General features: G+C 60.0%; 11 protein-coding genes. 5 read left to right on the top strand and 6 right to left on the bottom strand.

Going from position 1 to position 11,677, the window contains the following annotated elements:
• Positions 1 to 6: 6 nt before the first annotated feature.
• From ACZCWR_RS17355 to oxlT, 3 genes are all read right to left on the bottom strand, one after another.
• Positions 7 to 1,014: a 2-dehydropantoate 2-reductase gene (locus ACZCWR_RS17355; protein WP_487304222.1), complete on the bottom strand. Its 1,008-nt coding sequence runs from the start codon at positions 1,012 to 1,014 to the stop codon at positions 7 to 9.
• 125 nt (positions 1,015 to 1,139) lie between these two features.
• Positions 1,140 to 2,060, bottom strand: a complete 921-nt coding sequence (locus tag ACZCWR_RS17350; protein ID WP_487304221.1) for a LysR family transcriptional regulator — start codon at positions 2,058 to 2,060, stop codon at positions 1,140 to 1,142.
• Positions 2,057 to 3,415: an oxalate/formate MFS antiporter gene (oxlT, locus tag ACZCWR_RS17345; protein WP_487304220.1), complete on the bottom strand. Its 1,359-nt coding sequence runs from the start codon at positions 3,413 to 3,415 to the stop codon at positions 2,057 to 2,059. The genes ACZCWR_RS17350 and oxlT overlap by 4 nt, the downstream gene beginning before the upstream one ends.
• A 386-nt stretch (positions 3,416 to 3,801) precedes the next feature.
• On the opposite strand from oxlT, the gene ACZCWR_RS17340 reads away from it, so the two are divergent.
• Positions 3,802 to 4,749 carry a LysR family transcriptional regulator gene (locus tag ACZCWR_RS17340; protein WP_487304219.1) on the top strand — a complete coding sequence of 316 codons (948 nt, stop codon included), beginning with the start codon at positions 3,802 to 3,804 and terminating at the stop codon, positions 4,747 to 4,749.
• A gap of 98 nt (positions 4,750 to 4,847) precedes the next feature.
• Positions 4,848 to 5,183: a hypothetical protein gene (locus ACZCWR_RS17335; RefSeq protein WP_487304218.1), complete on the top strand. Its 336-nt coding sequence runs from the start codon at positions 4,848 to 4,850 to the stop codon at positions 5,181 to 5,183.
• Positions 5,184 to 5,234: 51 nt separating this feature from the next.
• Here ACZCWR_RS17335 and ACZCWR_RS17330 read toward each other — a convergent pair whose 3' ends face one another.
• Positions 5,235 to 6,686 (bottom strand): aldehyde dehydrogenase family protein, encoded by a 1,452-nt coding sequence (locus tag ACZCWR_RS17330; protein WP_487304217.1) that lies wholly within the window; start codon positions 6,684 to 6,686, stop codon positions 5,235 to 5,237.
• Positions 6,687 to 6,853: 167 nt separating this feature from the next.
• Here ACZCWR_RS17330 and ACZCWR_RS17325 point away from each other — a divergent pair, with 167 nt between their 5' ends.
• Entirely contained in the window at positions 6,854 to 7,195 is a 342-nt protein-coding gene (locus ACZCWR_RS17325; protein WP_487304216.1) for a zinc ribbon domain-containing protein YjdM, read from the top strand.
• 39 nt (positions 7,196 to 7,234) lie between these two features.
• Here the strand turns inward: ACZCWR_RS17325 and ACZCWR_RS17320 are convergent, their stop codons facing one another.
• Together ACZCWR_RS17320 and ACZCWR_RS17315 are read right to left on the bottom strand one after the other, a co-directional pair.
• On the bottom strand, positions 7,235 to 8,233 hold the full coding sequence (locus ACZCWR_RS17320) for a hypothetical protein (protein WP_487304215.1): 999 nt from the start codon (positions 8,231 to 8,233) through the stop codon (positions 7,235 to 7,237).
• A complete protein-coding gene (locus ACZCWR_RS17315) occupies positions 8,230 to 9,216 on the bottom strand; it encodes a hypothetical protein (protein WP_487304214.1) in 987 nt (328 codons plus the stop codon). The genes ACZCWR_RS17320 and ACZCWR_RS17315 overlap by 4 nt, the downstream gene beginning before the upstream one ends.
• A gap of 142 nt (positions 9,217 to 9,358) precedes the next feature.
• On the opposite strand from ACZCWR_RS17315, the gene ACZCWR_RS17310 reads away from it, so the two are divergent.
• Both ACZCWR_RS17310 and ACZCWR_RS17305 read left to right on the top strand, forming a co-directional pair.
• Positions 9,359 to 10,300 carry a hypothetical protein gene (locus ACZCWR_RS17310; RefSeq protein WP_487304213.1) on the top strand — a complete coding sequence of 314 codons (942 nt, stop codon included), beginning with the start codon at positions 9,359 to 9,361 and terminating at the stop codon, positions 10,298 to 10,300.
• A 258-nt stretch (positions 10,301 to 10,558) separates the two neighbouring features.
• A complete protein-coding gene (locus tag ACZCWR_RS17305) occupies positions 10,559 to 11,665 on the top strand; it encodes an IS5 family transposase (RefSeq protein WP_487302694.1) in 1,107 nt (368 codons plus the stop codon).
• Positions 11,666 to 11,677: the final 12 nt, after the last annotated feature.

Here is an 11,677-nt window from a genome sequence, read left to right as displayed (position 1 = left end):
TGAAGTCTAGGCGGCTTTTTGGGGCACCGATAACGGCTTCGCGGTTCCTTGATTCACCCCCTCGCGCAACTTGATCAATGCGAGCACCGCATCGAGCATGGGCGTTTCGACGTGAACCAGCCGGCCGATTTCCTGCACCACGGTCATCAGCGGATCGATTTCCATCGGGCGGCCGGCTTCGCAGTCCATGAGCATCGATGTCTTATGCGCGCCCACCGCACCCGCGCCATTGATGCGCCGCTCCACGTCCACCCGGAAATTCACGCCGATCTTGTCGCCGATGGCCTTCGCCTCCAGCATCATCGCCTTCGAAAGCGCGCGGGTTCCAGGGTCGCTCGTGAGCACGTCGAGCGTCGCGCCGGTCAGCGCGCTGATCGGGTTGAAGCAGAGATTGCCCCACAGCTTGAGCCAGATTTCATCGCGGATGTTCTCGCGCATCGGCGCTTCCATGTCCGCCGCCGCCATGATGTCGTGCAGCGCCTGCAAGCGCGGCGTGATCTCCCCGCTCGGCTCGCCGATGGGAAACTTCTTGCCGTAGTGATGCGCGATGACGCCGGGCGCCGCGATCTCCGCAGCGGGCAACAACACGCAGCCGATGGCACGTTCCGGCCCGAGCACACTCCACTGCTTCCCGCCCGGGTCGATGCTTTGCAGCGTCGTGCCTTCCAGCTCGCCGCCGTGTTTGTAGAAGTACCAGTAAGGCAGACCGTTGACAGCGGTAACGACTGTCGTTTCCGGCCCGAGCAGCGGCGCCATCAGATCGACCACGCCGGGAATGGAATGCGCCTTGAGCGCGATGATGACGACATCCTGCGGCCCGAGTTCGGCTGGATTGTTCGTGCAGCGGACCTTGACGATGTGTTCGTCTCCATCGATCTGCAGCTTGACGCCGTTCGCCTGCATCGCCGCGAGATGCGGACCGCGCGCGACGAAGCTGACTTCTGCGCCTGCACGCGCGAGTTGCGCGCCCATATAGCCGCCGATCGCGCCCGCGCCATAAACGCATATCTTCATGCTGCCGTCTCCTGAGTCGTTGAATGCTCGTGATATACCAAATACTACATTCCGTATAGACGAACAACAAGGCGAATGAGGCCCGCGAAAACCCGGATGCGGTTCTTCAGAAAGCAGAAAAGGAATCAGGCTTCGACGGCCTGTAACGCGAGCGAAGCGTGCGCGCTGAACTGCGCCCACACTTGCGCCGCGCTCGAGCGGAACGTGCGGCTGCGACGCCGCACGAGCATGACGGTGCGCGCCGCATCGGGCGCGAGGGGAATGAAGTGGAGCGCGGAGCCATCGCAGGCAGCGCGTGCGTGCATCGGCAGGATGCCGATACCGAGTCCGGCCTGCGCCATGCGCGCGATGCCGGCCGGTTGCGTCAAACGCTGATGCGTCGCGCCTTCCACCCCATGCAGCGCGAGCGCCGCTTCGATGGCGGCAAGACTGTCGGTGTCGTCATCGAGGAGGAGAAGTGGATAGCCGCACAACTGCTGCCATTCGAGCCGCTGCATCGCGCTGAACCTGTGCGATGGATCGACCACCGCCGTAAAACCATCGTCGAACAACGGTTCCGCGCTCAGTTCGTCGAGATCGTCCGGCGCGATCACGATTCCCAAATCCGCCTCGCCCGAGCGCACGAGTTGCAGCACCGCGCGCTGCGGACGATCCAGCAAAATCACCGTGATATCGGGCAGGTTCTTGCCGCACGATGCGAGCATCGAAGGCAACGCGCCTGCGGTCAGTGCGCTGCTCGTCGCGAGCGTGACCACGCTGGATCGGCTCGCCTCGCGCGGACGCAGCGCCGCTTCCAGTTCCTCGACCAGCGGCGCGACACGCGCGAGCATGCCGCGCCCGGTTTCGGTCAGCGTCACCTGACGCGTCGTGCGATCGAACAGCCGCAGCGCAAGCTCATCCTCGAGCTCGCGAATGCCACGGCTCACCGCCGATTGCGTGATGCCGAATTCATCGCCCGCGCGCGTGAAGCTGCAATGCCGCGCGAGCGTGACGAACAACCTCAACTGATGCAGCGAGACGCTCGGCGACGCCGTGTGTGTCTTCATTGCGCCGTGTTGCGCTGCGCGTCGCTCCAGCCGGTCTGAAACGATGCATTGATCGACGACTCGCTCGAAGTCTGCTCGACCGTGTTTTCGATCCAGCGCTTTCGCATCGGCGCAAGCACGAACTTCGCGCAAAGGCCCGCCGCAATCGAGGTCACCGCCGCCGTGATGAACACCACGTTCCACGAGCCGAAGCTCGCCAGCACCGAGGCAAGCGGCACGAGCATCGATGCGGTGCCTTTGGCGGTGTAGAGCGTGCCCGCGTTCGCTGCGGCGTATTTGCTGCCGAAAGTGTCCGCGCAGGTCGCCGGGAAGATCGAGAAGATCTCGCCCCAGCACAGGAACGTGAGCGCCGCGAACAGCATGAACAGATACGGGTCGTGGCCGAACTGCATGAGACCTAACAGCGCCACGCCTTCACCGAGAAAGATGATGAACATGGTGTTCTCGCGACCGATCTTGTCCGAGATGAAACCGCATAGCGGACGCGTGAAGCCGTTGCAGAGATTGTCGATGGAGAGCGTCATCGCGAGTAGCGGCAGCGTCACGCCGAGCAGGCTCACGGGCATCTTCGCGAAGCCGTATTCCTTGGCGATGGGGCCGAACTGTGCGGTCGCGATCACGCCGCCCGCGGCGACGGCGACGAACATCGCGTAGAGCACCCAGAAGATCGGCACGCGCACCATCTGACCGGTGGTGTAATCGATTTTGGTCGAGACCACGCGTTTTGCCGGGACGATATGCGCAGGCGGCTTCGGCCTGACGAGCATCAACGCCAGCACCAAAATGCACACGCCCTGCAAAATGCCGAAGAACATGAACGCCTGCTCGTAGCCCGAGCGCTGGATCATGTTGGAGATGGGAATGACGGTGATCGCGGCACCTGCGCCGAAGCCTGCCGCCGTGAGTCCTGCAGCAAGACCGCGCTTGTCCGGAAACCACTTCAGCGCCGTGCCGACGCACGTGCCGTACACACAGCCCGCGCCCACGCCCGCCACCACCGCCGCGATGTACAGATGCATGAGGCTCGTCGCATGCGCATCGATCACCCAGCCGATGGCCGCGCACACCGCGCCGCCGATCACCACCGGACGCGGCCCGAACTTATCGACGAGCCAGCCTTCGACCGGCACAAGCCACGTCTCCGTGACGATGAAAATAGTGAACGCAGTCTGAATCGCGGCTTGCCCCCAATGGTGCTTGGCATCCATCGGGACGACGAACAAAGTCCACGCGTACTGAAGATTGGCGACCAGCCCCATGCAGACGATGCCGATCGCCAGCTGCACCCATCTGTTGTGATGACGCCCGTGCGGTTGCTGCGGTCGCCCGGACGCGATCGTGTCTGCGCTTGCCATGTCTGTCTCCATTTATCGGTATGGGCGCTCGTGCGGCGCCTGATGTGCGGCGAGATCACCGGCTCCTGTTCGGAGCGTCGGCGGCGTGGCGGTCGGTCAGGGGAAAGGCTCGGTCTTGGCGGCGTGGGCGTGACGCCGCTGATCCGTGAGGGCGACGGAGTGGCGCATCGGGCAGACATTCGCGTCAGGCGATCGAAACATCATGTCGGGCGATTCCCAATGTGTTCGGACGGGCGACGCGGCAACGCGCCTTACCATCTGCCGGCATCCCCCTTACAGCGCGACTACTTTGGGGGCATGAAAGCATCGTGAGGGAGAAAAACGATTAAGGAAAGTTAGGAAAATTTATTGTATAAATTCACAATCGTGAATGGATGAGGGTTGCCGTGCTAAGAAATGCGACGCTGCGCCAGCTCAAGATCTTCGAAACCGTGGCACGCCGGCTGAGTTTCTCGCGTGCCGCCGAAGAGCTTTATCTCACGCAGCCCGCCGTTTCCACGCAGGTCAAGCAGCTCGAAGAACATGCTGGCTTGCCATTGTTCGAACAGCTCGGCAAGAAGATTTTCCTCACGCCCGCCGGCAACGAGATGCTTCATTACAGCCGCGCCATCCTCGAGCAATTCCGCGAAGCGGACGACGCCATGGCGCGCCTCAAGGGCATCTCCGGCGGCACGCTCAATGTCGCGGTCATCAGCGCGGGCGATTACTTCTTTCCACGTCTGCTCGCCGCCTTCACGCGACGCAACGACGACGTGCGCCTCAATCTCGCTGTCCATAACCGCGAGGAAGTGCTGCATCAACTGTCAGACAATCTCACCGACCTTGCGGTCATGGTCCGCCCGCCGCACAACATGGACACCGTGAATATCTCCTTCGCGCCGCATCCCTATGTGATCGTCGCGCCGCCGGATCATCCGCTCGTCGGCCAGAAGGATGTGCCGCTCGAAGCGCTTGCCCGCGAACCGTTCATCGTGCGCGAACGTGGTTCGGACACATGGAATTCGATGGAGGAAGGTTTCGCCGGACGGCTGGACAACCTCAACATCGCGATGGAGATCACGAGTACCGAGACGATCAAGCAAGCCGTGATCGCCGGCATGGGCTTGAGCTTTTTGTCGGCGCATACGATCAGCATGGAGTTGCAGGTCGGCAAGCTCGCCGTGCTGGATATCGCAGGGTTTCCGGTCATGCTGAATTGGTTCGTCGTCCATCGGAACAATAAACGTCTGCCGCCGGTGGCGCTGGCGTTCAAGGAGTTTCTCGTCGATGAAGGCGCGGCGCAAATCGAGGAAATCACGCATATCGTCGCCAATACGGGTAAACCGAATCTATAAACGATAGAGAATAATAAGTCGAACAAACTTTAACTATCGTGTATGGATCGATTTTTCTATCCTGCGTGAATGCCCCGACGCCCACTCAGGAGACGAACATGATCCACGCAACTCACGACGACCGCGAAGTGCACGCACAAGTCTGCGCATTCAACACGGCTTTCGAAGAACTCGACCTGATGTTTCGCTGGGATGCGGCGACTTATCGCGCGCTGGCGTCGGCGGATAACGATTACGGGAAGATCGCCCTTTTCATCGATACGCACGCGCCGCATTTGCTGAAGGCGTATAGCGCGGAATTTTTGTGTGGGGCGATTGTGGAGCGCAAGCGAGCCATGATCGAGGCGTGCCGGCAGAACACCATTCAGTATGAAGACAGCACGCAGCGCGCGCGGTTGTGGCGCGCGCGTGGAGAGGTAGCTGCACGTGTCTGAATCTTTTGTTTAAAGGGCGGTCCTTTCGAGGGCCGCCCTTTGTATTTGTTATCAAGGCGTCAACGCGATCCACACCGCCTTCGCCTCCGTGAAGTTTTCGATGGCAACATCGCCGTGCTCGCGCCCGAAGCCGGAGTCGCCACTGCCGCCCCACGGAAGCCGCACGTCCGTATATCCGTAAGTGTTGACCCAGACCGTGCCCGCCTTCAACCCCGCCGCCATCCGATGCACGCGTCCGATGTCCGCGCTCCACACGCCCGCCGCCAGACTATAAGCCGTGCCATTGGCGATGCGCAGCGCGTCGGCTTCGTCGTCGAAAGGAATCACGCTTGCGACCGGGCCGAAGATTTCCTCCTGCGAGATGCGCATTTCGTGCTCGACGTTAGCGAACACCGTCGGCTCGACGAAAAAGCCGCGCTCGCCCACCCGCCGCCCGCCCGTCACGAGCGACGCGCCCTCTTCCCGGCCGATGTCCACATAGTCGAGCACGGCCTTCATCTGCTTCGACGAGATCACCGGACCCATGTTCGTTTCGCGCTGTGACGGATCGCCTAGCTTGATCGTCTTCGCACGCTGGGCAAGGCGCTCGACCACGTCGTCATACACGGCGCGCTGCGCCAGAATGCGCGAACCGGCCGAACAGACCTGACCCGCGTTGAAGAAGATGCCGGATGCCGCCGCGCGCACGGCGGCGTCGATATTGGCATCCGCGAAAATCACGTTCGCCGACTTGCCGCCCAGTTCCAGCGTCACGCGCTTGAAGTTGCCCGCCGCGCCCTGCAGAATGCCGCGCCCGACCGATGGCGACCCCGTGAACGTCACCTTGTCGATGCCAGGATGCGCAACGAGCGCGTCGCCGACGACCGAGCCTTTGCCCGTCACGATATTGAGCACGCCCGGCGGCACGCCTGCTTCGAGCGCGAGGCGGCCGATCATCAGCGCGGAAAGCGGCGTGATCTCGGCGGGCTTCACGATCAGCGTGCAGCCGCAGGCGAGCGCGGGCGCGATCTTCCACATGCCGATCATCAGCGGGAAATTCCACGGCACGATGGCCGCGACGACACCGACCGGTTCGCGCACGGTGTAGGTGAGCGCATCGGGACGCGTGGGCACGACCTGTCCGTTGATCTTGTCGCACCAGCCCGCGTAATAGGCGAGCGTATCGATGGCGGCGGGCACGTCCTGACGTTGCACGGCGGCGATCGGCTTGCCGCCGTCGAGACTTTCTATTGCAGCGAGTTCCTCCTGATTCTCGCGCAGCAGATCGGCGAGTTTCATCAGGATGCGGCCACGCTCTGCAGCGCGAATCGCATTCCACGGCTTGAGCGCGGCGCGTGCCGCGATGACCGCACGATCGACGTCGGCCGCCGTGCCTTGCGCCACGTATGCGATGGTGTTTTCGGTGGCGGGATCGAGGTCATTCGAGTACGCGTTTTCGGACGGAGGGACGAATTCGCCATTGATCAGGAGATCGTAGCGCTTGATTACTTCCGTGGTTGCCATGTCTCGCTCCAAGTTGTTTTGGCCGAACCGATCCATGGTGCGGGAGATGCAGGGCGGACAACAGCAAAAGCTTTTTATGGTTTGTATAGACGGGGCTGTATGGGTGCGTGCGCGACGGCGCTATACTGCCCGCCTTCAAGTCGCCGCAAGGCATCAAGGAATGACGTATGAGCACTCTCCCCTCTTGTCCACAATGCCACTCGGCATTTACTTATCTGGATGCGGACATGTATGTCTGCCCCGAATGCGCGCACGAATGGTCCGCGCAGACAGATGCCGTTTCTGAACCTCAAGCAAAGGTTTATCGCGATTCCGCAGGCAATGTTCTTCACGATGGCGATACCGTCACCGTCATCAAGGATCTGAGACTCAAGGGCGGCGGAGGTGTCGTCAAGATGGGCACCAAGGTCAAGAATATTCGTTTGGTGGACGCGGATCACGATATCGACTGCAAGATCGACGGGTTCGGCGCGATGAGTTTGAAGACGGAGTTTGTCAGGAAGGTTTGACCTCGATGGGAGCCGACGTCGAGTCGGCCCCCGTTCCTGTCATTGCTGCGCCGGACGATCGCGACGCATCTTCTCCATGCGGAAAGCCAGTGCCAAAGCCGAACCGCCGGCAAACGTCGCGCTGAGCAACCAACCCATGTACACCGCGACATAGGTAAAAAACAGCGTATAGAGTTGAATGACGAAAAACGTCGCGCCATATCCGGTCAGCATGCGATAGCTTCGCCGGTTACCGACATAGACGACACCCACGTTGAACATCGCCCACAAAACATTGAAGGCGATAAGCTCGTTCTCGCTTGAGCCAGCGAAGAAGTCGACGTTGCCGAAAATGGAGAGCAGCCACAATGACATCTCGATCAGGAACAAGCCAAATGAGATCCATACCTTGCTGAAGGTTCGCCAACGTGTGAGCGGATTGCGCTCAGGGTAAAGATGAAGAACGCCCAGCGCGCATATGAGTAACGACGCGCCAAGAAAACGCAGCGGGTAGTTCATGCCGAACCAGTAAACGCCCCAGTTGGAGTCGTAGCCCGTCTCGCCGCCAAACCATACAAAGAACACCACGGCGGAAAGGATAAGCAGCAGAATATTGCTCAGCGCATAACTCAATATCAAAAGAACGACGAGATCGATGAGCAACAGCGCTGGCCAATTGCCAGAACCGTTGGAATAAATCATTCCGACCACGAAGCTCAATCCGATCAGCGCGAATCCGCCAAGCAGTTCCGCAACTTGACCGCTCCATTGCCATGATCGCTGCCGCAGCTTCCAGCCCGCCACGAATAATCCAACGGCCGTCGATATCAGCCCCCACGCGAGATGAGCGAGCGTGAATACGAACACTTCATGCAAAAGGATCGACGCGCCGGCGGCGGCGCTGATCGCGCCAAAGATCAAAAACCAGCGGCCTAGCGAACGCCAGTCCCAGCGATCGGTTATGTAGAGCTGAGCCAGACGGTCGTGCGTCGAACCATCGAGCATGCCTTCTCTCAGGAGTTGATCCAGTTCCAGACGTACTGCCTTATTGTGATTCATCGCGTGAATGCTCCTGCGCGTCGTTCGAACAGCCAGCCGAGCAACACACCGCTCAGGCCGGCGAGCAGTAGGAACATGCCCATCGACAGGCGATTCCAGAAATGCTCGAAGAAACGTGTGTAAAGATCGATACCGAGAAAAACGATACCGAAGCCTATTAGTTTGCTTTCCTTGAGACGCGCACCCAATACGATCTGAGCGATGCAACTGATCGTGAAAAGCGCTAGCGCGGCGAGTGCGTTCGTCTTGTCATCGAGATCGAGCGTGATCAACCAGAGCGAACAGTTCAGATAGAGCAGCCCGAAAATCACATAGAGCCTTCCGAAGCCAGCGAAGCGTTCGAATCGAGCGTGCTCCGCATGCTGATGCCAGAGGCCCCAAAGCGCGCATAGAGCGGCGATCGGCGCCATGATGGAAGGATCCTGGATCGCGAAGTAGTATTGACCATTGCATGCATATTGATGCCATGCACCGATGCCGTGAAACATGCAAAGCAATGCTAAAAGCAGCGGCCAGCGCAGGTGCCGCATATAAGCGATGCTCGCGCCTAACACTGCTGTCGTCATGAGCGAGAAGAAGATCGCTTTCAATAAAAGGGGTTCACTGATCGCGGCGCATAGGAGCACCATCGTTCCATAGGCCGCAGCCAATCCGATTGTGACGAGCGCGCTGCCCGTGACCGGATGCCGCTGAGCCGGGTCGGTCGCCATCCTGAGGCCAAAGTGGCAAAACGCTGCGGATATCGCGCCCAGCAATAGACCGCCGACGACCGGCGAATGTATCGAGAGGCCAATCAAGCTGAGCATGGCCATGCCCAGAAGAAGAATGGCAGCCATCCCGAGCCACGCCGTCAAGCGTGAAAACGCCACGTCATGGCGAGCGTAGCGATGTCCCAGCCGCTCGGATAGATTCGCATCGATCAATCCACGGTGATACCAGTCGGCGCTTTCGCGCGCGAGTAAGTCGGATACAGTTTTTCTCAAAGTCTTATCTCAATCGAATCGATTTGCGGGCGCCTTTTGTCAAAGACGGTGCGAAGGATAACACCCATTTTTTGACAATATGAAAGGCGGTCTTCCTTGATAATCGCGGCCTTCTGGCAACAATTAGTCATAGAGAATGAACATGTCTTTTGGTAAAAACGCAGCTTTGGCATTGACTTTGACTGGCATCTTCCTGCTCTCCGCCTGCGGCGGCGGTGGCGGTTCCGATCAGTCGGGTAACACAGGCGCAACGGCCAGCAACGCAAGTCCTGCGTCCAATGCGGCGGCGCCGAGCGCTGCATCGTCGACCACTGCATCGACCGAATTGCCGAGCAGCGCAAGCGCGCCTTCGGCGGCTTCGTCGCCGGTGACGGCGGGGGAATCGCTGCCCAGCCTCGCCGCGCCTCAAGCGGGATCGACGGCACTGACGGGAACCAATGCCGAAGGCATCTGGACATCGTCATCGATTGCTAATTACAGCGTCGCGCTGGTCGATTCGACGGGCAACATCTCGACCTTGAATGCGCTCGGTTCTTTTGTCATCAGTGAACTCTATGGTGTCATCTCGTCTACGGCACAGGCGTGGACATTGACATCGGGATGGTCGTTCGGCAGGGGTGCGTTTGCCTATCCGACCACGGCAGGAAGCGGTGCTTACGCTGCGCAAAAGACCTTCACGGGAAGTTACGTCGCCGATGGCGTCTCCACCGATATTTCGTTGACCTATGATCCGGCGAACGCGCTCAGCGTCACGCAGCAGAGCGTTGAAGGCACGTGGTCGCAATCCTCGACTTTCATGACCATCTCGAGCGGCGGCTTTTTCACCGGCAAACTGAGCGGCTGCACTGTCAGCGGCACCATGTCGTTGGCCGTGCCCGGAACCAATCACAACATGTATTCGGTGACGATGAGCGCGGCAAAAGACTCGCTCTGCGCCATGCCCGCCGGGATGACCTTCACGGGTAACGCCGCCATTGTGTTTTTGCCGATCAAAGGCAGCAATGGTTATCAAAGAACGATTGTGTATAACGTGAAGAATCTGGACGGTCTGCGGATTGCGTACGGTCAATTGGTCAAGCAATAACGCTTGATGTGAGCTGTGCACGTTCGGATATGCTATCGGCAGATTCGGGTTCCCGGCGGCGATTCGAGCGAGCTTGCTGATCGCTTCGCCGCTGTCCGGGAATCTCACTGACAGTGCGCCAGCCGATTCTTTTGCCGAGAACGAACGCCATGACCATTGAGTTGACTAACAGCCTGTTGAAATACCCTCCTCCCGAGTCATCCATACGCAAGGCAGAAACGTTGATCTAAAGAATCGAACGACACAGAGACCAAAGCGATGCGCGGCCCCGACGGCTATACCGAATCGATGTTTACGATGTCCAGACTGGACGATTTCGTTCCGGCCAATCATCCGCTGCGACCCATTCGCTTGTGGCTGAACGAGGCGCTCACGCGCATGGACGCGGTGTTTTCGCGCATGTACGAGAGCGAGGCCAAGGGCGGTCGCCCGAGCATCGCGCCGGAGAAACTGATACGCGCGCTGTTGTTGCAGGTGCTGTATTCGATTCGCAGCGAACGCATGCTGATGGAGCAAATCTCTTACAACATGCTGTTTCGATGGTTCGTCGGACTGGCGATGGACGATGCGGTCTGGGACCACTCCACCTTCAGCAAGAACCGCGACCGGCTGATGGTCCACGATGTCATGGTCAGCCTGTTCAACGAGACTGTCGAGACGGCGCGCGGGCGAGGTCACCTGTCGGGCGAGCATTTCAGCGTCGACGGCACGCTCATTCAGGCGTGGGCGGGGCACAAGAGTTTCGTGCCCAAGACGAAACCGGATGACGATTCGCCGCCTGAGGGCGGAGACGGCTCGCAGGAGAACTGGCGCGGCGAGAAACGCAGCAACGACACACACGAATCCAGCACGGACAATCAGGCACGACTGTTCCGCAAGAGTCGTGGCACGGGCGCGGTGCTTTGCTACATGGGTCACGTGCTGACCGATAACCGGCATGGTCTCGTGGTCAACGCGCAGGTCACGCAGGCCAGCGGCACGGCCGAACGCGACGCTGCCGCGCAGATGCTTGCGGATGCTGCGCAATGTGCCGGTACGACCATAACGGTCGGTGCCGACAAGAACTACGATACGGCTGGCTTCGTGGCGACGTGTCGCGCGAACAACGTGACACCGCACGTGGCGCAAAACGATGCACGCGCGGGCGGTTCCGCGATCGACGCTCGAACCACGCGATGGCCCGGCTATGCAATGAGTCAGTGCAAACGCAAATGCATCGAGCAGGTGTTCGGATGGGGCAAGACCGTCGGGCGGATTCGGCAGGCGATGTATCGAGGTCTGAAGCGAGTCGACCAACTTTTTCTGCTGACTCAGGTGGCGTACAACTTGACCCGCATGCGAACGCTTGCTGCTCGGGCAGCTTGAAAACGTAAGCGA

This window comes from Caballeronia sp. A2-2 (assembly GCF_057612605.2).
This window is presented reverse-complemented; position numbering and strand designations above follow the sequence as displayed.

Bases quoted from the DNA above. Each gene is read 5' to 3' on its own strand.
- ACZCWR_RS17355 (WP_487304222.1), bottom strand. From the start codon at position 1,014: ATGAAGATATGCGTTTATGGCGCGGGCGCGATCGGCGGCTATATGGGC.
- ACZCWR_RS17330 (WP_487304217.1), bottom strand. From the start codon at position 6,686: ATGGCAACCACGGAAGTAATCAAGCGCTACGATCTCCTGATCAATGGC.
- ACZCWR_RS17350 (WP_487304221.1), bottom strand. From the start codon at position 2,060: ATGAAGACACACACGGCGTCGCCGAGCGTCTCGCTGCATCAGTTGAGG.
- ACZCWR_RS17325 (WP_487304216.1), top strand. From the start codon at position 6,854: ATGAGCACTCTCCCCTCTTGTCCACAATGCCACTCGGCATTTACTTAT.
- ACZCWR_RS17305 (WP_487302694.1), top strand. From the start codon at position 10,559: ATGCGCGGCCCCGACGGCTATACCGAATCGATGTTTACGATGTCCAGA.
- oxlT (WP_487304220.1), bottom strand. From the start codon at position 3,415: ATGGCAAGCGCAGACACGATCGCGTCCGGGCGACCGCAGCAACCGCAC.
- ACZCWR_RS17335 (WP_487304218.1), top strand. From the start codon at position 4,848: ATGATCCACGCAACTCACGACGACCGCGAAGTGCACGCACAAGTCTGC.
- ACZCWR_RS17320 (WP_487304215.1), bottom strand. From the start codon at position 8,233: ATGAATCACAATAAGGCAGTACGTCTGGAACTGGATCAACTCCTGAGA.
- ACZCWR_RS17310 (WP_487304213.1), top strand. From the start codon at position 9,359: ATGTCTTTTGGTAAAAACGCAGCTTTGGCATTGACTTTGACTGGCATC.